A 20,084-nucleotide genomic window follows, 5' to 3' on the forward strand; every position below is an offset into this window, starting at 1 on the left:
TGGCGCGGCTAAGTCGCTTTCGAGTCGTCGGACTCGAAAGCCGCGTCAGCTTCGCCCTGCAAGGTGTCGACAAGCTGCTCAGCTATCCATTCGTACCATTCTATGGCCGCCAGCTTTGTATCGCGCGCCTGTTTAATGGCGGCATACAAGCCGAAATAACGGCTGGTAACCGGTACGGGAAATGTGGTGTTGTAGCGCCGCTGAGCCTCGTTGTAGTGCTCGTCGATCATGCCGATTTCGGTATTCGTCAACTCGATCTGGTCACGGATGACCCTTAACGCGTCCTCAGGCGATACCGTCCACATGGACACCACCTTCATGGCGAACTCGTGCCGATGAGGCTCGGGCGTCGGAGACTGCAAGACCCATTCCCGCAACGCAGCCCTACCCTGTTCGGTAATTGAATAAACCTTTTTGTTTGGCTTGGAGTCTTGAATCACCTGGGAGAAGGTGACATAGCCTGCGCGCGCCAAAGTTCCTAGCACCGTATATATCTGGCTATGCTTGGCTTCCCATATGAAATTACGCGGTGGGCCCATGATTAAAGAAAGCTGGTACCCGGTCTGGTCGCCCTGAGCAAGCCTGCCCATCAATGCATAACCAATCACAGGTATCTTCTGCCCCGTTTTTTTTGCCTCGGCTGCTTCCAGGGCTGTGCGTTTATTCAATTTGCTTCGCATTACGACTCTTCCGATCTGGTGTGGGCGCCGCCGGCGAGAATCGAATGTCTCTCAGCGAGGCATGAATGGCATATGCACAGCGCTATTGTACTTTTATGGACGGAATAAAGATCACATCCACCCGAAGCACAAAATGGCGTCAGCAAGATACCAGGCTGGTCAGCAGTTCTTCGTCGTCGAGAAGGTCGGCGCTCTGTCCCAGGTAGCTGATCCGTCCACGATTTAAAACAATAGCGCGCTCAGTCACCTCTAGCGCGACCGTGGCGTGCTGCTCGACCAGTACTATCGTGAACTGCCCCAGCGATTTCAGTTTCAATATGGCGTCAAGCAGGACGTCAGCCACCGCCGGGGCAAGACCTTCGAGTGGTTCGTCAAGCAGCAGAAGCCTGGGGTTTCCGATCAGGGCGCGCCCAAATGCAAGCATTTGCTGCTCTCCGCCGGAAAGACGGCTACCCAGGTTTTCCCGGCGCTGGGCCAATCTGGGAAAAAGCTCGTACACGGCCTCGATATTCCACTCGCCCGGCCTGGCACAGACTTGCAGGTTGTCTTCCACACTGAGCGAATGAAAGATTTCCCGCTCTTGAGGCACCAGGCCCATGCCCATACGGGCCCGCAAGTGGATAGGCAGACGCGACACATCGGTGTCCTCGTATGCGATGCGCCCGGCCTTGAAGGTCGTCCGGCCAAGAATGGTGGAGAGCAAGGTGCTCTTACCCGCTCCGTTACGTCCCAACAAGGCCCAGACACTGCCTTTAGGCAAGGCCAGCGAGACGTCCTCGAGTATTGTCGTGTCTCCGTAACCGGCATAGACACCTTCAAGAACCAGATGCTCACCCATGGCGCCGCCCCAAATAAATTTCTTTCACCCTCGCGTCGCTTCTGATCTGCGCGCAATCGCCTTCGAGCAAGACGTGCCCCTCGACCAGAACCGTGATCTTATTGGCAAATCGAAACACCAAGTCCATGTCGTGTTCGATAAGCAGTATGGAGATATGGCTTGGCAAACGTTCCAACAACTCGATAATCGCCCTGCTTTCATTTGTGGGGACACCCGCTGCCGGCTCGTCAAGCAACAATATCTGCGGTTTTACCGCCAACGCAATCGCGATTTCCACCATCCGGCGCTGGCCATAGGCCAGGCCTGCGATTCTTTTGTTCGCCATGTCGAGTATGGACAGATCTTCGAGCAGCGTGACGGTTTCACGCTCGAGCTCGGCGTCTCGTTCAACTCGGCTAAACATACGGCTGGCCGCGCCTGTTCTTTCGGTAATGGCAAGGGCAACGTTCTCGGCCGTCGTCAATTGCGGAAACAGGCTATTGATCTGGAATGTGCGCGCGATCCCGTGCTTTACGCGCTGGCGTGGAGCCATGTTCGTGATGTCTCGTCCGAACGAGCGGATCTCGCCACTTGTCGGTGGAATCACACCCGTAATCAGATTCACAAAGGTGGTTTTGCCGGCCCCATTTGGCCCAATCAGAGCATGGCGGGCTCCAGGTTCCAGAGAAAAATCCACAGCGTCTGTAACGCATAAGCCACCATAGTTCTTCGTCAGGCCCACTGTCTGCAACGGAATAGTCATGTATGTCCCTTGAGATTCGGATAGCAACCGCACATCGCCCTTTACCACATCGTCCATTTTTTAAGCCCATGACCGGCCTTCTGAATGAGCGTGTTCTCCGAGAGCTTGACGCTGAGGATCAATACAATCCCTATCGCAAACATCCAGTGCTGTGGGCTGAAGGCGGCCGCTCGGTCTTGCACCAGCAAGAAAATAATCGCCCCCACGAAGGGACCATACAAACGGCCGACACCTCCGAGCACCACCATGATCAGCAAATTTCCGGAAAGCTCAAAGGAAAGGGAATCAAGTCCCACGACCTGAATGGTTTGCGCGTATAAGGCACCACCCAGGCCGGCGATGGCGCCGGCAAGCGTGTATGCGGTAACCAGCCGCAGCGTGACGGGCGAGCCGATCAGCTTCATGCGCCAGATATTCTCGCGCACGCCTCGCAGGGCGAGGCCGAACGGCGAGCAGACGACAGCCCGGAACAATAAAAACACTATAAAAAGCACGCCTAGGGCGTATAGGTAGCCTGTTCGACCGACCAGATCGAACTCGAACACCCCGAAAAGAGGCGCAACCGAAATTCCCGACAGTCCGTCGTCCCCACCTGTTACCGACGACCACTTGTTGGCGAATTCGTATACGGCCATGCCTACCGCCAAGGTAAGCATCAATAACGTCAGGCTACGCATGCGCATCAAAAAATAACCCGACAACAAGCCGAATAGAGCACTTACGGCAGCCGCTGCGAACAAACCTGTAATGGGTTCGGGCGTAACATGGATTGCCCATAACCCCGCGACATATGCGCCAATGCCGAAAAATGCCGCATGCCCCAGGGTTTCGACACCGCCATATCCAAGAACCAGATTCAAGGACATGCAGGCGATGATCATGATTATTACGATCGTTCCCAATGCCAGGTAGCCGTCGAAAAGGTAAAAGACCGCCAAGCCCAATACCCACGGCAACGCGTCCCAGATGCTCCAGTGATGCTGATTGAAGCTGTCGCCGGGCAGAACGGATGTGTTCATGCACGCCTCCCAAATAGCCCCTGCGGCCTGATGAAGAGAACCAGGATCATGATGAAATAGATCAGGAAAGCGCCGATGTCGGAGAAGAAGTAGGTACCGAATGTATCCACTACTCCCAGCGCCAGGGCCGCCAGCAAGGTTCCTTTGATGCTGCCGAGCCCGCCTATCGAGACGACGATTACCGCGATGACCAGATACTTGAGAGCATAGAAAGGCTGCAGCGGCATCAGCTCGGCCCCCAGCGCGCCGCCCAACGCGGCCAGGCCGCACCCGACCGCAAACATTCCGGAAAACAGCACATCGACATTGATGCCGACACACCTCGCCATGCCCGGATTGTCCACTGCCGCCTTAAGCTTTTTGCCCAAATAGGTACGCTCGACGAAATACCAGATCAAAAGGCCGACGATGGACGACACCAGGATCAGAAATATCCGATAAACGGACAAGCCGACGCCAAATACCTCGACATTGCCGCTTAGCGTGCTAGGCACATTCAGGTTGTATACACTGGCGCCGAACAGCAGATTCACAGACGCAATCATGACCAGGGCAAGCCCCAGCGTCATGATGACCTGCTTCAGTTCGGTCTGGCGGTAAATGCCGCGATACAGAAGGTATTCCAGCACCGCACCCAACAAACATGTCAGGACGAACGCCGCTGGAATCGCCAGAGAGAATGAAAGGCCCAGCCTATCCATAAGCGCATAAGCGATATAGCCCCCGACCATGGCAAAGCCGCAATGCGCCAGATTGACGACCCGCATTGTGCCCATCGTGACAGAAAGCCCCGCAGAGATGATAAAAAGTATCATCCCATACGCTATCCCGTTGAACAGCAACGCGAATATCGTTTGAAATAACTTGAAGCCCATCAAGCAACCCCGTGCAGTTTTAGATATTCGTCGAAAGCAACATCAGCTAAAAAGTTACTCGGGGTTTTGTTCCTTCCATGGATCCTTCACGTCGGGAACAGTAAAGAACGTCTGATTGACATAGCTGCCGTCAGCCATTTTTTCAACGCGTCGGATGTAAACGTTCTGGATCAAGTCGCGCGTGTCTGGATCGACAGACACCGGGCCTCGGGGGCTAACCCATTTCATGCCGCGAATGGAGTCTATCGACTCGGCGCCGCTTCCCTTCCCGTCTGTACGCTTGATCATTTCAAAGATCATGTGCATCGCATCGTAGGCTTCGACTGACGCCATGTCCGAATAGGCCTTCGGGCCGAATTTTTCCTTGAGACCCGCGACGAACTTCTGATTTTCGGGCGTATCGTTGTTGGGCGAATATATGCTGGAAGTAATGATGCCGATTGCCGAGTCGCCGAAGACCGGGAGATCGACCTCTTGGGTCTCCGCGATGCCCAGCACCTTGATGCCCGAGCTTGACAGCCCGCTGCTTTCAAGCGCCTTCACAAAGCCCACCGCTTGGGGGCCGACCGGCTGAAACATGAGCAGGCACTGGGGGGCGGAATCCTTGATTCGCTGCATATACGAGGAATAGTCCGTTGTCGCCAATGGAATACGGATCTCGGTCGCGATTTCGGTTCCAGCCTGCGTAAGCGTTTTGCGATAGGCCTCGAGGCTATCAAGCCCCGGCGCATAATCGGCTACGGCAAGCGTGGCCCTTTTACAATCGCCCTGTTTCGCCGCCCACTCGGCCAGCGGCACGGAAACAGACCACTGCGAGAACCCCGCCCGAAGCATATACGGCGACCTTCTGGTGATGTCAGCCGTACCCGCATTGAAAATCACAATGGGAACCTTGGCCTTGTCGGCAACCTCGGCGGCGGCGAGCGCCGTCGGGGTCACCGCCAGCCCAGCCAGATAGCTGGCTTTTTCTCGCACGACAAGCTCTTGAGCCATCTGTCGCGAGCGCGCCGGGTTCAGTCCACCATCATCGCGGAAAACCAGCTTGACAGTATGTTCCCCCGCTTTGTTGCCATGCTGATCAGCATATAGCTGCGCCGCCTGCTGGAACTGGGTACCCCAATAGGCGATAGGACCGGACATCGGGACAATGATCCCGACGGTGATTTCGTCGGCGCTTGCCTCGCCGACCGGCGCCAGCACAGCAGTCGTCGCCAACGCCAATACTAAAGACTTGATCCCTGTCTTCATTTTCTGTCTCCTGTTTATTTTGATTTTTTCGGGTGTCCAGGCACCCGTCGATACATGTTTATGTTTCTTGTGCTACGACGTTGCGCAAAACACCCAGGCCTTCGACTTCCACCTCGATCGTGTCTCCTGCCTGCATGAACCTTTGCGGATTACGCTTGTGCCCCACTCCTCCTGGAGTGCCGGTGGAAATCACGTCTCCTGGCCTTAATTCGCAAAAAGTGGATATGTAATGAACCAGATGCGCGGGATTCCAGACCATGTCGCCAAACGGCGCCTGCTGCATCTGCTCGCCGTTTAAACGCGTGGCAAGGGCAAGGCGAGCCGGCTCGGGCACATCGGCCGTCGGCACGACCCAAGGGCCGAACGCACCGCTTTTATCAAAGTTCTTGCCTGCCGTGATGCTGTGCTTTTGCCACTCGCGAACCGACCCGTCCATGAGTATCGAATACCCGCCTATATGAGCTTCGGCCTCCTCGATGGGAATATGCCGCCCCCCCTTGCCCACCACCAAAGCAATCTCGCCTTCGTAATCAAAAGTGTCCGATACCATGGGCTTGATCACCGCCTGACCGTGCGCCACCAGGGAGCTCGGTGTTCGAATGAACATATTGGGGAACTTGGGAGGCTCTTTGCCCGTTTCCGCCTGGTGTTCGGCGTAAGCCCAGCCCAAGGCGAATATCCTGGCGTCACTACGGTCATTGGGCGTCCTGAAGGCGATCTCGTCCACGCGGCAAGCAGCGCTTGAGCTTTTTGCAAGTTCACGCGCCTCGTCTATTAGATTGTGTTCGAACAAGCCAATGATGTCTGAACAAACGTGTCCCAGGAGGGGACCCAGATCAATAAAGCCACCGTCCGTCACGACGCCGAAAGTCCCCGTCTTTCCACGCAATACATTTGCCAATCGCATGCTATCCCTCATCGTTTGAAGTCAATGGAAACCGATTTTTCCTGTAGCAGCCAATTTCCGCCGACCTGCCTGAAAACATCGGTGTAACGGCCCACCACATCCGGGGAATGCAGGGTTGCGGGAAGGACTGGGTCGCCTGCGAAATCGTGGCGATACACGGTTACGTACGAGTCGACCCGGATCGTTTCCTGGTCTGTGCGCCGCGCGAGCAAATTGGTGATGACGTGGCGCACAAAAATGCCGGGCGGCCGTGCGCCCATGTGCTTCAGGAAATCTTCTCTGCCGCGAATCGAGATGTCAGCGCGGTGCCAGATGCCATCGGGCGCAAACAGCTTTGCCGCTTCTTCATAGTTTCGCGCGTCGAAGTGCGCCATGAACTGCAAAGCGATGCTCTCGCACTCCCTTAGCGCTGCGTCGTGCCGGGAATTCAGGTGCTGGGGCATAAATATCCTTCGAGTCGATAAAACATTGATTCAAGCGACCCCATCGGCTTTCGCCTAGGGAATCCGGACCAATTCTTCTATGGGCGCACCGCTATCGAAACGAGCAATGAACTCTTTGTAGTCCAGCTCGATTCCGGACGGATTGCTGCGGTAGGCCTCGGACTGGAAATACCCGAGGAAAGCCTCTTGGGTCTGGAAATTGTTGCTGCACAACTCGACGATATTTTTGTCAGGATCGTAGAAATAGAAGCTGGTGATGGGGCCATGGTTCGAACAACGGTGCGGGACGATCTCGTGCTCTTCAAGCAGCTTGACGCGTTCGATGAGTGCGGGAATGTCCACATGCTTGAATTGCATGTGGTTCAGGCCCGGATCCGTAGTGGGCGAAGCCCCCACGAAGGGGATTTCGAATATGGCGAAAAGTTGACCATACGGAAGGCTTCTGTCGATGAACATGAAGCTGGAACGCACATCGCTTGCACGCACTTGCTTGTTGCCGTTGGCTGTCGCCCGTTGCGTTACGGAAATATCTTTTGGCGTATTTATCACGCTCCAGGAATTACCCAGGACAGCCTCGTACCACTGGGTCATGCGCTCGAATTGAGCGGTTTGAAGCACGACTTCCGAGATGCGGATCTCGGGCAAACCCGCCGTCTTTTCATGCAATGCCGCCAGATCGGCGGCCGCCACTGCGTTGGACATGGTCTCTCTCCCTTCTTTATCCCTTTGCTCGCCAGAGAAGACCTGTCAATGCAAAAGGCAAATACAGTTCATTTCGGCGAACTATAAGCTCGCTAAAATCATATGTCAACAAATTTATATGTAAATACTTTAATATGGACTAATTGACATAAATATTGGAGGCAAAATGGCGATATATCTTGCTTTACGTTTTTGCGCCCACGCCTTCGCGCTATCCTCACATTGGGGCTCCTTTTGCTCGCCAATCGATTCTAGGCACGGCCTGTCATTCCGGCTATAAATCAAACGCAAGACGAGTTATAAGGTTTATCGAATGACATTACTTTCAACTCACGAAAGCCCCGACCCGCGGCCCTCGATAGAACTGCGCCACTTGCGCATTTTTCTGGCGATGTACAAGCTGCGCAGTGTTTCCAAGACCGCGGAATTGCTGGGCACCATGCAACCCAGCATCAGCGTTGCATTGTCGCGCTTGCGTGCCCACTACAACGACCCCCTATTCGTACGTACCGGCCAAACAATGCGGCCGACTGATCGAGCGGATCTTCTTGCCCCTTCGATTGAAGACGCTTTGCGGATTCTCGAGGATGCGGAAACACGCACCCCCGTATTCGACCCTGCCACGGCCGAACGCCCTTTTACCCTGGCCTTGGCCGACGCAGGGAAAATCGTGGTGCTTCCGACCATCGCGGGTATTCTGGAATCAAGCGCGCCCGGCATTACCTTGCGAGTGCAAAACATCACCATGAGCACGCCTGAAGCCCTTGAGTCCGAAGACGTAGACCTGGCTTTCGGCTTCATGCCTCCCAGAAGAAGCGGCCTTTACAACCAGTCTCTTTTCCAGGACCGTTTTGTCTGCATCGCGTCGGGCAACACGAAGCTTGAACTCCTGACCAGAAACCACTACGAGGCGGCCAGGCACGTGGTCATAGAAGAAAGCATCAGTTCGACTCCCGTTTTCAAGAAGCTCGTCGAACAAAATCGCATATTGCTCAAAGTCGCCATGTCGGTGCCCACGCCCTTTGGGCTGGGCGAAGTCATCTCCGCGACGGACTTGCTGGCAACCGTTCCTTATCGAATGGCCCAGGCTTTATGCAAGACTCAGAACCTGGCTATCTTCCGACTGCCTTTCGAGGACCCTGTCTACGATATCGGCCAACATTGGCACGGACGCGTGCAGCACGACGAAGGGCACAAATGGCTCAGAAGATCGATCTACGAAGCCTTCAATCAATTCAGGGCGGCGTGGCCGGAAAACCCCCGGCCAGGAGAACGGCTTGCCGAGCCAGGCATGCATCGGATAAGAAAAATCGAATAACCGGCTTTTCATTCCGCGCATAGCCCGCCGCGGGTCGGATTGCTATCTTGTTCTCGTCTTTAAATCACGAACCCGCCGCGTGTCCGCGGCGCCGGCAAGGACGAAGAAACCATGATCAGCCCACTCACCATGCGGACGACAAGCCATGACCCAAGGAATGATTAGAGAACTCAGCGCGGGGACGCTGCCGCAACTTGAACAGAAGCTGTCTGAAGCCAATCTGACCCCCGGCTGGCTGAAGCGGGAAAAACCCCTGGTCTGGAAGGAAATGCGTTCCGAACTGGTTCCTGCGCATTGGTCATACCGGGTGGCCCGCAAGCATATGGTCGAAGCGGCTCGGCTGCTTGGTACAGAGCAGGCGGAGCGCCGCAACTTCATCATGCGCAACCCCGTTCCGGGCAATGATATTTCAACCTTGCGCACCATCATCTGCGCTTATCAGACGATACTTCCCGGCGAAAAAGCAATGTCCCATCGGCATGCGCCACACGCCATGCGGATCTTGCTGGAATCAAAAGGCGGATACTCGATCGTCAACGGCGAGAAGCACCCCATGGAAAGCGGCGACATCGTGCTTACACCAGGCGGATGCTGGCACGGACACGGGCATGAGGGCCAGGAGCAGGCATTCTGGGTCGACGGGCTGGATGTGCCATTGACCCATTTGCTCGAGCCCATGTTCTACGAACCCCATCCAGAACGGTGGGAGACCGTCACCGCCCATGCCCAGGAATCGCCGATGCGCTTCACATGGACCCATATCCGTGATCGGCTGGCCGCGGCAAGCCCCGACTGCCGTAGCCATTTTGGCGCCACAATCGAACTTCCGGCCCCCACCATGCCGACGCTTGCCATCAAGGTCAGTCAATGGCCCAAGGGCTGGCACAACCGCCCTTTCCGTCATACCGCCAATACCGTTTACATCGTAATGCGGGGGTCCGGGCGCTCCCTTGTCGGCAATCAGGCTTTCGACTGGGAGTTTGGCGACACATTCACGGCCCCAGGCTGGACACGCATATCTCATCAAGTATCTGACGATGCCATCGTTTGCGTGCTGAGCGATGAAAATCTCATGCGCTGGACACGCTATTACCGCTTTGAAGAAATGGAATAGGAGGTCTGAAATTGAAGGATACTGATCATCCTGTCGTTATCGCCGGCGCCGGCATCGGAGGCCTTGCCACCGCACGGGCTCTAGGCCTGAAAGGTTTCAATGTCGTCGTCCTTGAGCAGGCCGACGAAATCAAGCCGATCGGCTATGGAATTCAACTGGGGCCCAATGCCTATCACATGTTCGAACGGCTTCGGATTGCCGAACAGGTACTCAAGGCCGGCACCTTCCCCGACGCCGGCCTGATGCGCGACATGTTCACCGGAGAGACAATTTCCCATCTACCGATGGGCGCGCCGATGCGCCAGAGGTACGGGCAACCATACACGGTCATTCACCGCGCCGATCTGCACGATGCGCTGCTGCATAGTTGCGAAGAATGCTCCACGGTCACCCTGGTAACAGGGGCCCGCGTGGAAAATTACGAAGACGATGGGCAGCACGTCGTGGTCACCACCGCCGACGGCCGCTCTTATCAGGCACAAGCCCTGATCGGTGCGGACGGCGTCTGGTCGGCCGTGCGCAACCGAATGGGCTGCGCCCCAGCACCGCAAAGCCTGGGTTTTACAGCCTACAGGGGCCTCATCGAACGCACCGCTCTTCCTGACGGGCTCTTCGAAAACGTGGTCTGCCTGTGGGCAGGTCCCGGATTTCACTTGATGCACTACCCGGTGCGGGGCCATGAGCTATTCAACATCGTGGCGGTGTTCAGAAGCTCGCGCTTCGCGCGCAACGAGGAAGGCGCCGGCAGCCCCGCCGAGCTCAAGGAAATCTTTGCAAACGCCCATCCCCAAGTCAGGAAATATCTCGAATTCGTCAACTTGGAACAGCATTGGGATGTCGCCGTCATGGAACCCGCCCAACGCTGGAGCCAGGGGCGTGTCACCTTGTTGGGCGATGCCGCACATGCCATGCTGCAAGCACTGGCCCAGGGCGCATGCCAATCCATAGAAGACGGGGTATGGCTCGCAGAGATGCTGGACGTGCATCGAAACGCCCCGCCTTTGGCTTTTTCTCAATATGAGCGTTTCCGTAAGCCGAGAGCCTTCCGTGCACATTTTCAGTCTCGTCTTTATTGGGAGATCTATCACGCCCAGGGCGGCTACGCAGAATTGCGCCGCGACATGCTCGGCGGCCGTACCGGACAACAGGCGCTCGAAAGCCTCGCCTGGCTTTACGAAGCTCCCGATTTCAGCCAAGCAAGCGAGCGCCCGCTTGCCGCCTCTGCTTGATCACAACCTCGGAGCATGAATGTTTATCTGCCGCTTTAATGACGACCGCCTGGGTGTGATCCATGATGGCCATGTCGTCGACGTAACGTCCGCGCTGGCTTCCCTGCCGAGCTACTCTTATCCCCTGCCTTCCCATGACGTCTTGATCGCCAATCTTTCCAGCCTCCGTCCCTGGCTCGAAAGAGCCTGCGTCAATGGCCTACGCTACCCTCTGGCAAATGTGGACCTTCTGAGCCCCGTCGCCAATCCTGGAAAAATCATGGCGGCGCCCGTCAACTACGCCGATCATTTATCCGAGGCTCGCGACACGAGCGAGGTCAACCACGGAAGGCGCATCGACGAAATCCAGAAAGTGGGGTTGTTCCTGAAAGCCGGCAGTTCCCTGCAAGGCGCCGCCCGGGGTGTACAGATCGCGCAACCAGAACGGCGCACAGACCATGAACTGGAGCTTGTCGTCATAATCGGCAAGACCGGACGGCATGTTTCACGCGCCGATGCACATGAATATATCGCAGGCTATTCCATCGGGCTGGACATGACAGTCAGGGGCACCGAAGAACGGAGCATGCGAAAATCCATAGATACTTATAGTGTCGTAGGCCCATGGTTGGCCACGCCGGACGAAATCCGCGACCCGGGCAATCTGGACATGTCGCTGCAGGTTAATGGAGATTTGCGCCAAAAGGCCAACACCCGAGACCTTTTAATGGACATCGGGGCGCTGGTAGAGTTTGCGACTTCGTTCTACAGCGTACACCCCGGCGATCTGCTTTTCACAGGCACGCCCGCAGGCGTCGGCCCTGTAAAGCCTGGGGACACTATAACGGCTACTATCGCGGAAATAGGCACGCTCAACGTCCAAGTAAGTTAACGCACGCCAGCTACCGTTGGAGCCTACTTTCACATGAACACACCCGCTACGCATCGTCTTGCTTCAACTGCCTGATCCGCGCACGCCGCTCACGAAAAAAACTGCGCAGCATCTCGCCGCACTCTTGCGCCAGCAGCCCGCCCTCGACCCGGGTCTGGTGATTCAGCTGCGCGATGGCAGGCACGTTGAGCACGCTGTGGCAGGCGCCCGTCTTGGGGTCGGCGGCGCCGTACACCACACGCGCCAGGCGCGCATGCAGGATGGCGCCCACGCACATGGCGCAAGGCTCGAGCGTAACGAACAGGCTGGCCTCGGGCAAACGGTAGTTGCCCAGCGCCTGCGCAGCCTGCCTCAGGGCGACGATTTCGGCATGGCCGGTGGGGTCATGCCCGCTTATCGTGCAATTGAAGCCCTGGCCCACGACCTTGCCCGCGCCATCGAGCACGACGGCGCCGACGGGCACCTCGCCCGCCGCCTCGGCCTGGGCCGCCAGTTCCAGTGCAATCCGCATGGCATTGATATCGTCGGCGCCGAAGGGTTCGACGAATGCATCGTGCTCAGCCGCCATAAATGCGCGAATTGAGAGAGATGCGCCCCGCCAGGCTTTCCACTGCCTCTTCCAGCCATTGGTAGAGCTCGGCTTCTTCGTCGTAGCGGGCCTGGTTCAGGTTGGAGACCCGCCCCTCCTGGATGAACCCCCAGGCGCGGCTACGCTTGTCGCGATGGCGCGGATCCCACACGCCGAAGGCCACGCCGCCCGAACGCCGTATGAGCGAGAAGCAGGGGATGTCGGTGTAGCCGTCTCCCACGAAGATCATTTGCTGGAAGGGAACGCGGAGCTTGTCCTGGTCTACCTTCTTGTTGACCTCGAAGGGCTTGTTGCGCGAGGCCGCGCCGACGATGCCCTTCTGGATGTGGAAAAGATAGCGCGTCTTGTCGGTAAAGCTGACGATGCGCTTGGGAAACAGGATGCCGTCCTGTTCATCGTAGATGAATTCCGAAGCCCAGATATCGGTGAACTCGTGGGCAATGGCCGTGTTTCGCACCACGTCGCCGATGCCGCTGGAAATAAGATAGAACTCCAGCTGCACTTGGGGGTGATTCTTGCGCACCACTTCGCGCAGGCGGTTGAACAGCGTCTGCACGCCGTCGTGCAACGGCAGCCGGCGCCCCCATTCTTCGAGCCGCTGGCGCGTGACGGCGCCATGGCGGCCCGAGCGCGACAGCTCGATCAGCTTGTACAGATAAGCCGGCACCGGATCCCAGTCGTGTTCGGCCAGCAGCGGGCCGACTTCCTGCGACCAGAAATGAGCCGCATCGACACCCATGTCGGCAAGCAGCCCCGACGTGCTGTCGGGCGCCAGGGTATCGTCAAAGTCGAAGATTAATGCGATTACGTCGGACATGTCGGGCCTCGGACGGCACGGGCCCCGGACTGGCCCGCGCTACGTTGGAACCGCAAGTGTAACGCCTGGCGTGGACGGATAGGCCTTGAGCCGCCGCAGCACCCTGGGCAGCATGCCGGGAAGATCTTCGGAAATCAGCCCCGGGCCGAACTGGCGCGCCGCCTCGCCGTGCAGCCATGCGCCCGCGGAAGCGGCCAGGAAAGGCGCCATGCCCTGCGCCATGAGGCCGGCGATGAAGCCGGTGAGCACGTCGCCGGTACCTCCCGTGGCCAGGGTGGGCGGCGCATTGCTGTTGATGACGGCGCGTCCGTCGGGTGCGGCAATGACGGTGTCGGCGCCCTTCAGCAGCACCACCGCCCCGCTCTGGCGCGCGGCCTGCCGGGCGCGCTCGAGCTTGCTGCCATGGCCCGAGAACAGGCGGCTGTACTCGCCTTCGTGCGGGGTCAGCACGCAAGGCCCCTTTATGGCCGAAAACAAGGATTGCGGAGCCGGGCCGAAGGACGTGATGGCGTCGGCATCGAGCACCACACCCCTGCCCGTATCGAGCGCCGCCAGTACATGCTGGCGGGTGGCCTCGGACACGCCGGCCCCGGGGCCCACGACCAGCACATTCTTGCGCGCGTCGGCCAGAATGTCGTTGAGGTTGCTGGCATCGTCCAGCGGCTGCACCATGACGCTGGTCAACACCGCCGCATACACGGGCCACACGGGCGCGGGCGCGGCCACCGTGACCAGGCCGGCGCCGGCGCGCGCCGCCGCCATGGCGGAAAGGCGGGCCGCCCCGGTCATGATCTCGCCGCCCACCACCAGCACATGGCCGCGCGCATACTTGTGGTCGTCGGCATGCGGCCAGGGGAACATGTCGCGCCACAGCGCAGGTTCGTTCTCGAAGGCGATTTCATCCATGCCCTCGACCACCTGGGAAGGAATGCCGATGTCGGCCAGCGTAATCTGCCCGCACAGCTGGCGGCCCGGCAACAGGACGTGGCCGGGCTTCTTGCGGAAAAAAGTGACCGTATGCCGGGCGGGCGCGGCCATGCCCAGTACCTGGCCGGTTGCGCCGTCGAGCCCGCTGGGCACGTCGACCGCGCACACAGGCAGGCCCCGGCCCGCAATGTCGCGCAACATGTCCAGCGCCAGCCCTTCAATAGGACGCGACAGGCCCGCGCCAAACAAGGCGTCGACGACTACGCTGGCGCCCTCGAGCAGAGCGGAATCAAAAGGCTCGATCGCATCGCCCCACAAGCCGGCATGATGCGCCGCATCGGGCGCAAGCCGGTCGACCGAGCCCAGCAGGCCCAGCCGAACCGGCCAGCCCCAGGCACGCAGGTGGCGTGCAGCCACGAAACCGTCGCCGCCGTTATTTCCGGGCCCGCACAACACCGTGACCGGCCCCATGGGCCAGTGGCGCCGAACCGTTGCCGCGACGGCCAGGCCGGCGGCCTCCATCAGGTCGACGCCTTGCGCGCCGGCGGCGATGGCGGCTTCGTCGGCGGCCGCCATCTGTTCGGGTGTCAACAGGACGGAATGGCTTGCATCCGTGCGGTTGCTCATGTTTTGTTCCTCAAGCTCTGTTAACACTATCGGCCCTGGGACCGAATCTGTACCAAGGTTAAATGATAAGCTGCCCCACAGAGAGTGAAACATCGTAAACGGACGTCACCATGCCCGCTGTCATTTCCGTATCCAAGCTTTGCAAATCGTACGCCTCGGGCTTCCAGGCCCTGAAGGACATCGACCTGGACATCAATAAAGGCGAGATCTTCGCGCTGCTGGGCCCCAACGGCGCCGGCAAGACGACGCTCATCAGCATCATCTGCGGCCTGGTCATGCCCACCAGCGGGCGCGTTACCGCCGCCGGCTACGACATCGTCACGCAATACCGCCAGGCCCGCTCGCACATCGGCCTGGTGCCGCAAGAGCTCACCACCGACGCTTTCGAGTCGGTGTGGGACACCGTCAGCTTCAGTCGCGGCCTGTTCGGCAAGCCGCCCAATCCCGCCCATATAGAGAAAGTGCTGCGTTCGCTTTCTTTATGGGACAAAAAAGACAACAAGCTCATGACGCTGTCCGGCGGCATGAAGCGCAGGGTCTTGATCGCCAAGGCGCTGTCCCACGAGCCCGACATCCTGTTCCTTGACGAGCCCACGGCCGGCGTTGATGTCGAGCTGCGCAAAGACATGTGGGAACTGGTGCGGTCGCTGCGTTCCATGGGCGTCACCATCATTCTTACCACCCACTACATCGAAGAGGCCGAAGAGATGGCCGACCGGGTGGGCTTCATCCGCAACGGAAGAATCATACTGGTCGAGGAAAAGCACCGGCTGATGCACCAGCTGGGCCAAAAACAGCTTACGCTGCAGCTTGCCCAGCCGCTGGCCCAGGTTCCCGCCGCACTGCATGCCTACGAACTGCGGCTTTCAGATGACGGCCAAGAGCTCGTCTATACCTACGATTCAAGCCGCCAGGACCACGACATAGCCACTTTGCTGAACCAACTGCAGCAGGCCGGCATACGGTTCAGCGACCTTCACACCCGGCAAAGTTCGCTGGAAGATATTTTCGTCAGCCTCGTCAAGGACGCCGCATGAACCTGCACGCCATACGCGCCATCTACCTGTTCGAAATGGCCCGCAGCTGGCGCACGCTGTCGCAAAGCCTGCTGGCCCCCGTCATCTCTACCTCTTTGTACTTCGTGGTGTTTGGAGCGGCCATAGGCAACCGCATCACCGAGGTGCAGGGCGTAAGCTACGGCGCCTTCATCGTGCCGGGCCTGATCATGCTGTCGCTGCTGATGCAAAGTGTCACCAACGCCTCGTTCGGCATTTATTTCCCGCGCTTCACGGGCACCATATACGAGGTGCTGTCGGCGCCGCTGTCGTACCTGGAAATCACTTTTTCATACGTCGCCGCAGCAGCCACGAAATCCATCGTGCTGGGGCTGATCATCCTGGCAACCGCCACGCTGTTCGTGCCGATGCGCATCGACCACCCCGTATGGATGCTGATGTTCCTGGTGCTTACGGCGCTTACCTTCAGCCTGTTCGGCTTCATCATAGGCATCTGGGCCGACGGCTTCGAAAAGCTGCAATTGGTGCCGCTGCTCATCATCACGCCGCTTACCTTTCTGGGCGGCAGCTTCTATTCCATCGACATGCTGCCGCCGTTCTGGCAAACGGTAACCCTGTTCAACCCGGTCGTGTACCTGGTCAGCGGATTTCGCTGGAGCTTCTACAGCATCGCCGACGTGCACGTGGGCATAAGCCTGGGCATGACCCTGGTCTTTCTGGCCATCTGCCTGGGCGTGGTCACCTGGATGTTCAAGACCGGCTATCGGCTCAAAGCCTGAAAACGCCGCCTCGCGCCGTGCACCGGCGCGAGTGGCGGGGCCCCCGCTCCTGCGGCGGGACGGGCTCAGTCGCGGAAATTATTGAACTGCAGCGGCAAGTCGACGTCGGTCTTGCGCAGCAAGGCCATGGCCTCTTGCAGGTCGTCGCGCTTCTTGCCGCTGACGCGCAGCTTGTCCTTGTTGATTTGGGCCTCGACCTTCATCTTGGCTTGCTTGAGCGCCGCAATGAGCTTCTTGGAAACGGCCTGCTCCAGGCCCTGGCGCACGGTGATCTTCTGGCGTGCGCCGCCCAGGTTCTCGTTGGGGTCGGCTGCCTCGAGGCAGCGTACGTCGATACTGCGCGCCGACAGGCGCCCACGCAGGATGTCCAGCATCTGCTTGAGCTGGAACGCGCTGGGCGCGGTGGAAGTCACCACAAAACCCTCGAGCTCGAACTTGGCGTCCACGCCCTTGAAATCGAAACGCGTCGCCAGCTCGCGGTTGGCCTGGTCGACCGCATTGGCGAGTTCGTGCTTGTCGACTTCGGAAACGACGTCAAAAGATGGCATGGCGATTACCCTCCCGTTATAAATTGGCCATATGTGTCAGAATAGCTTACTTTAAGCCCCGTTCGCCGCCGTGACCTCCGGAAATTCATCGTTTACCCTGCGCGGTATCGCCGTCGCCGCCTTCGGCCCCTCGCTGCTCTTTGGCATCGGAGAAGGCGCCATCTTCCCGGTCATAGCCCTCAGCGCCAAAGAAATGGGCGCGTCCGTGGCCCTGTCGGGCTTCATCGTATCGCTCATAGGCATAGGGTCGCTGCTTAGCAACATCCCCGCCGCCCTCATCACCACCCGCTATGGCGAACGCCGATCAATGATCGGCGCGGCCGCCCTCACGGTGCTGGCCCTGCTGCTGTGCCTGTTTGCCGAATCCACATGGGTGCTGGGCCTGGGTGTATTCATAGTGGGTGCGGCCAGTTCGGTCTTTCTGCTTGCCAGGCAAACCTTCCTGACCGAAGTGGTGCCCATATCGATGCGCGCCCGCGCGCTGTCCACTCTGGGCGGCACCATGCGGGTAGGCCTGTTCGTGGGCCCCTTCCTGGGGGCCGCGGCAATGCATTTCATCCATCTGCCCGGCGCTTACTGGGCCGCCATTGTCGCCATGGTGGGTGCGGGAGCGCTGTCGTTTGCCATCCCCGAGCTCGAGCACGAAAAACACGCCAAGGCGGCCAACGTGATACCGCCGCGCCTGGGCGGCGTGCTGCGCGAACACGCCGGGGCCTTCCTGACCCTGGCGCTTGCCGGCGCCCTGCTGGCGGCCATTCGGGCATGCCGCCAGATCATCGTGCCGCTGTGGGCCCTGCACATCGGCCTGGACGCGCCCACCACCGCCATCGTGTACGGCCTGATGGGTTCGATCGACATGCTGCTGTTCTATCCTGCGGGCAAGGTCATGGACCAGCACGGCCGGCTGTGGGTCGCCCTGCCCTCTATGCTGTTGATGGGCGGCTCGCTGGTGCTCATGCCCCTGACCTCCGGGCTGAACACTTTTGTCATGGTGTGCATGGTGATGGGACTGGGCAACGGCATCGCTTCAGGCCTTAACATGACCATCGGCGCCGACTGCTCTCCACCGGGGGCCCGTACGCAATTCCTGGGCATCTGGCGCCTGATCACCGATTTCGGCGCGGGCGGTGGCCCCTTGCTGCTGTCGGGCATATTGGCGGTTCTATCACTGGCCGCGGGCATCCTGGCCATCGGCTCGATGGGCTTCGTCGCAGCGGCCATGTACTGGCGCTGGCTGCCGAGGCGCGTCGACAGGTAGGCGCCGGCGGCGCAACGCCGCCGGGCTACGCTGCGGCCGCGGGCAAGGCCGCATTACCCGCAATAGACCCTGACGACAGTGTCGTGGTCATTGAGCTGCAGGTTCAGGCGCTCGGAGCGATAGTCTTTGGTCACCATCTGGCCCGGCCGGATAACCCTTATGATGCCCGCGCCGCTGGCGCGCTTGGCTTCCTGCTCTAGTGCAGTCGTCATGCGCTTGCCCGTGACATGAGAGGCGTTGTCCGCATTGCAGATGCGGGGAATGGCGTTATTGTCGGGTTCGCTCAGGTCGACCGACGAGCAGGCGGCCAGAGCAAGCGTTGCCGCCGAGACCAGCAAAATACGTGTGAACATGGCGTCTCCTGGATGCGGACGCCCCGCAATCGGCGTCCTGAAGCCGATTTTGCCATAGCTCGGCGCTGCGGCGCCAACAAGGTTGTTATGACTTGCGACAACGCCCCGCGCCGTCCGCATGCGCGGACGGTCCCGCGTCCAAAGGCCGGGAAGCCTATTGGCAGAACTCGCTCGTCAGCGAAGCGCAGAGTTCAGGCTGTTCGAGCTGCAGGAAATGGGTCGTTCCTGGTACACAGGCATAGTCCAGGCCAAACTTGAGCGCCAGGTCGCGATCGATCGCGGCCGAGGGCTGCACACCCGGGACATCCGGATCGGCGCACAGCAGCTTGAGCGGAAAATCGACCCGGCCGAGCCAGGACCACAATGTGGTGTCGTCGTTCGAGGCGAAGATCTTCGCCTCTTGTTCGGGCGCGCAGGAAAGGGTCCAGCCGCTACTCTCATCGTCTTTGGACACCGGACGCAGCAGCGCGCGCGCCATCTCGTCGCAGGCATCCGGCTGGCAGCGGGCAAACATGGGATTGCGCCGATACTGGTCGGCCAGCTCGCGCCAACTGTCGAAATGCGCGCGCCGCTTGCCCACCCGGCTTGCCAGGCTCATCATTTCGGTGATGTGGGCCGCCTGCAGCGGATGGTCGTCGGGCGGAATGACGGGCGGGTCGAACAGCACGAAGCCGTCGCAGGCGGGGCCGAAGCGCCGCGCGTGCAGCATCGAGACAATGGCCGAAAGCGAGTGAAAGACGCCATAGGTCTTGCGCCCGCCCAAGGCTGCCCGGATGGCGCGCATGGCCAGGTCGAAATCCAGTTCGAACTGCGCCCAGGAATGGTTTTCCATGGAGCCGCGATCACTCAGGCCATGTCCGCGAAAATCGAGCAGGACCACTTGGTAGTCAGAGGCGAGCTGCCGCCAGAAAGAAGCGTAGCCGCTGGCGGCCAGGCCATTACCGTGGCTGACGATCAGGCGGGTGGCGTCTGCCTGGCCATGCACTTGGGCGCGAATAAGCACGCCATCGTCTGCTTCGATTTCAAGAAGTTGTCCTTGTGATAGTTCTGTCTCGGCCTGCATAAAACCATTCCTTGATAATTACTGAGTGCGGGGCGGTGGCGCCCAAAAGGGCGCGGGCTCCGCCACTCAGCGATGATACCCGAACCGCCCGGGCGAGCCCGAGCACGAAGTCCCAGTACAC

The 20,084-nt window shown here is 59.3% G+C and carries 22 protein-coding genes; 7 read left to right on the forward strand and 15 right to left on the reverse strand.

Translation table 11 applies throughout. The features are described from left to right. Nucleotides 1–8: 8 nt before the first annotated feature. The 9 genes from C7440_RS14250 to C7440_RS14290 all read right to left on the reverse strand — a co-directional run bounded on the left by C7440_RS14250 (nucleotide 9) and on the right by C7440_RS14290 (nucleotide 7,454). Nucleotides 9–680 carry a PadR family transcriptional regulator gene (locus C7440_RS14250; protein ID WP_116519007.1) on the reverse strand — a complete coding sequence of 224 codons (672 nt, stop codon included), beginning with the start codon at nucleotides 678–680 and terminating at the stop codon, nucleotides 9–11. Between the two features lie 139 nt (nucleotides 681–819). Beyond that, nucleotides 820–1,518: an ABC transporter ATP-binding protein gene (locus C7440_RS14255; RefSeq protein WP_017523328.1), complete on the reverse strand. Its 699-nt coding sequence runs from the start codon at nucleotides 1,516–1,518 to the stop codon at nucleotides 820–822. Further along, on the reverse strand, nucleotides 1,511–2,260 hold the full coding sequence (locus C7440_RS14260) for an ABC transporter ATP-binding protein (protein WP_165832610.1): 750 nt from the start codon (nucleotides 2,258–2,260) through the stop codon (nucleotides 1,511–1,513). The genes C7440_RS14255 and C7440_RS14260 overlap by 8 nt, the downstream gene beginning before the upstream one ends. Nucleotides 2,261–2,301: 41 nt before the next feature. Then, nucleotides 2,302–3,279 (reverse strand): branched-chain amino acid ABC transporter permease, encoded by a 978-nt coding sequence (locus C7440_RS14265; RefSeq protein ID WP_116519008.1) that lies wholly within the window; start codon nucleotides 3,277–3,279, stop codon nucleotides 2,302–2,304. Then, nucleotides 3,276–4,154 (reverse strand): branched-chain amino acid ABC transporter permease, encoded by an 879-nt coding sequence (locus C7440_RS14270; RefSeq protein WP_040548354.1) that lies wholly within the window; start codon nucleotides 4,152–4,154, stop codon nucleotides 3,276–3,278. The genes C7440_RS14265 and C7440_RS14270 overlap by 4 nt, the downstream gene beginning before the upstream one ends. Nucleotides 4,155–4,208: 54 nt before the next feature. After that, entirely contained in the window at nucleotides 4,209–5,402 is a 1,194-nt protein-coding gene (locus C7440_RS14275; RefSeq protein WP_040548351.1) for an ABC transporter substrate-binding protein, read from the reverse strand. Between the two features lie 58 nt (nucleotides 5,403–5,460). Further along, on the reverse strand, nucleotides 5,461–6,309 hold the full coding sequence (locus tag C7440_RS14280; protein ID WP_026067706.1) for a fumarylacetoacetate hydrolase family protein: 849 nt from the start codon (nucleotides 6,307–6,309) through the stop codon (nucleotides 5,461–5,463). 8 nt (nucleotides 6,310–6,317) lie between these two features. Further along, nucleotides 6,318–6,752 (reverse strand): nuclear transport factor 2 family protein, encoded by a 435-nt coding sequence (locus C7440_RS14285; protein ID WP_017523322.1) that lies wholly within the window; start codon nucleotides 6,750–6,752, stop codon nucleotides 6,318–6,320. A 54-nt stretch (nucleotides 6,753–6,806) separates the two neighbouring features. Next, complete coding sequence (locus C7440_RS14290; RefSeq protein WP_116519009.1) at nucleotides 6,807–7,454, reverse strand: VOC family protein; 648 nt, start codon at nucleotides 7,452–7,454, stop codon at nucleotides 6,807–6,809. A gap of 313 nt (nucleotides 7,455–7,767) precedes the next feature. Between C7440_RS14290 and C7440_RS14295 the strand changes: the two genes are divergently transcribed. The 4 genes from C7440_RS14295 to C7440_RS14310 all read left to right on the forward strand — a co-directional run bounded on the left by C7440_RS14295 (nucleotide 7,768) and on the right by C7440_RS14310 (nucleotide 11,986). Beyond that, entirely contained in the window at nucleotides 7,768–8,772 is a 1,005-nt protein-coding gene (locus tag C7440_RS14295) for a LysR family transcriptional regulator (protein WP_083851208.1), read from the forward strand. 145 nt (nucleotides 8,773–8,917) lie between these two features. Continuing rightward, nucleotides 8,918–9,886, forward strand: a complete 969-nt coding sequence (locus C7440_RS14300; RefSeq protein WP_243410924.1) for a cupin domain-containing protein — start codon at nucleotides 8,918–8,920, stop codon at nucleotides 9,884–9,886. Nucleotides 9,887–9,897: 11 nt separating this feature from the next. Continuing rightward, a complete protein-coding gene (locus C7440_RS14305) occupies nucleotides 9,898–11,115 on the forward strand; it encodes an FAD-dependent monooxygenase (RefSeq protein ID WP_017523318.1) in 1,218 nt (405 codons plus the stop codon). Between the two features lie 19 nt (nucleotides 11,116–11,134). Continuing rightward, a complete protein-coding gene (locus C7440_RS14310; protein WP_017523317.1) occupies nucleotides 11,135–11,986 on the forward strand; it encodes a fumarylacetoacetate hydrolase family protein in 852 nt (283 codons plus the stop codon). A gap of 46 nt (nucleotides 11,987–12,032) precedes the next feature. Here C7440_RS14310 and tadA read toward each other — a convergent pair whose 3' ends face one another. Genes tadA through C7440_RS14325 form a run of 3 tightly spaced genes read right to left on the reverse strand, consistent with a single transcriptional unit; the run spans nucleotide 12,033 to nucleotide 14,946 of the window. After that, nucleotides 12,033–12,554 (reverse strand): tRNA adenosine(34) deaminase TadA, encoded by a 522-nt coding sequence (gene tadA, locus C7440_RS14315; RefSeq protein WP_371743496.1) that lies wholly within the window; start codon nucleotides 12,552–12,554, stop codon nucleotides 12,033–12,035. Then, on the reverse strand, nucleotides 12,544–13,392 hold the full coding sequence (locus tag C7440_RS14320; RefSeq protein WP_017523315.1) for a haloacid dehalogenase-like hydrolase: 849 nt from the start codon (nucleotides 13,390–13,392) through the stop codon (nucleotides 12,544–12,546). Before C7440_RS14320 ends, tadA begins: the two co-directional genes overlap by 11 nt. Before the next feature lie 39 nt (nucleotides 13,393–13,431). Continuing rightward, nucleotides 13,432–14,946, reverse strand: a complete 1,515-nt coding sequence (locus C7440_RS14325; RefSeq protein WP_017523314.1) for a bifunctional ADP-dependent NAD(P)H-hydrate dehydratase/NAD(P)H-hydrate epimerase — start codon at nucleotides 14,944–14,946, stop codon at nucleotides 13,432–13,434. Nucleotides 14,947–15,056: 110 nt separating this feature from the next. On the opposite strand from C7440_RS14325, the gene C7440_RS14330 reads away from it, so the two are divergent. Together C7440_RS14330 and C7440_RS14335 are read left to right on the forward strand one after the other, a co-directional pair. After that, nucleotides 15,057–15,983, forward strand: a complete 927-nt coding sequence (locus tag C7440_RS14330) for an ABC transporter ATP-binding protein (RefSeq protein ID WP_017523313.1) — start codon at nucleotides 15,057–15,059, stop codon at nucleotides 15,981–15,983. Continuing rightward, complete coding sequence (locus tag C7440_RS14335; RefSeq protein WP_017523312.1) at nucleotides 15,980–16,741, forward strand: ABC transporter permease; 762 nt, start codon at nucleotides 15,980–15,982, stop codon at nucleotides 16,739–16,741. The genes C7440_RS14330 and C7440_RS14335 overlap by 4 nt, the downstream gene beginning before the upstream one ends. A gap of 65 nt (nucleotides 16,742–16,806) precedes the next feature. Here C7440_RS14335 and C7440_RS14340 read toward each other — a convergent pair whose 3' ends face one another. Beyond that, nucleotides 16,807–17,289 carry a YajQ family cyclic di-GMP-binding protein gene (locus tag C7440_RS14340; RefSeq protein WP_017523311.1) on the reverse strand — a complete coding sequence of 161 codons (483 nt, stop codon included), beginning with the start codon at nucleotides 17,287–17,289 and terminating at the stop codon, nucleotides 16,807–16,809. A gap of 70 nt (nucleotides 17,290–17,359) precedes the next feature. Here C7440_RS14340 and C7440_RS14345 point away from each other — a divergent pair, with 70 nt between their 5' ends. Beyond that, complete coding sequence (locus tag C7440_RS14345; protein WP_017523310.1) at nucleotides 17,360–18,547, forward strand: MFS transporter; 1,188 nt, start codon at nucleotides 17,360–17,362, stop codon at nucleotides 18,545–18,547. Between the two features lie 53 nt (nucleotides 18,548–18,600). Here C7440_RS14345 and C7440_RS14350 read toward each other — a convergent pair whose 3' ends face one another. Both C7440_RS14350 and C7440_RS14355 read right to left on the reverse strand, forming a co-directional pair. After that, on the reverse strand, nucleotides 18,601–18,900 hold the full coding sequence (locus C7440_RS14350; RefSeq protein ID WP_017523309.1) for an I78 family peptidase inhibitor: 300 nt from the start codon (nucleotides 18,898–18,900) through the stop codon (nucleotides 18,601–18,603). Nucleotides 18,901–19,054: 154 nt separating this feature from the next. Next, nucleotides 19,055–19,963, reverse strand: coding sequence for an alpha/beta fold hydrolase (locus tag C7440_RS14355; RefSeq protein WP_017523308.1), 909 nt, complete (start codon nucleotides 19,961–19,963; stop codon nucleotides 19,055–19,057). Between the last annotated feature and the right edge of the window lie 121 nt (nucleotides 19,964–20,084).

The sequence above is a fragment of the Pusillimonas noertemannii genome, assembly GCF_003096595.1.
Lineage (GTDB): Bacteria > Pseudomonadota > Gammaproteobacteria > Burkholderiales > Burkholderiaceae_B > Pusillimonas > Pusillimonas noertemannii.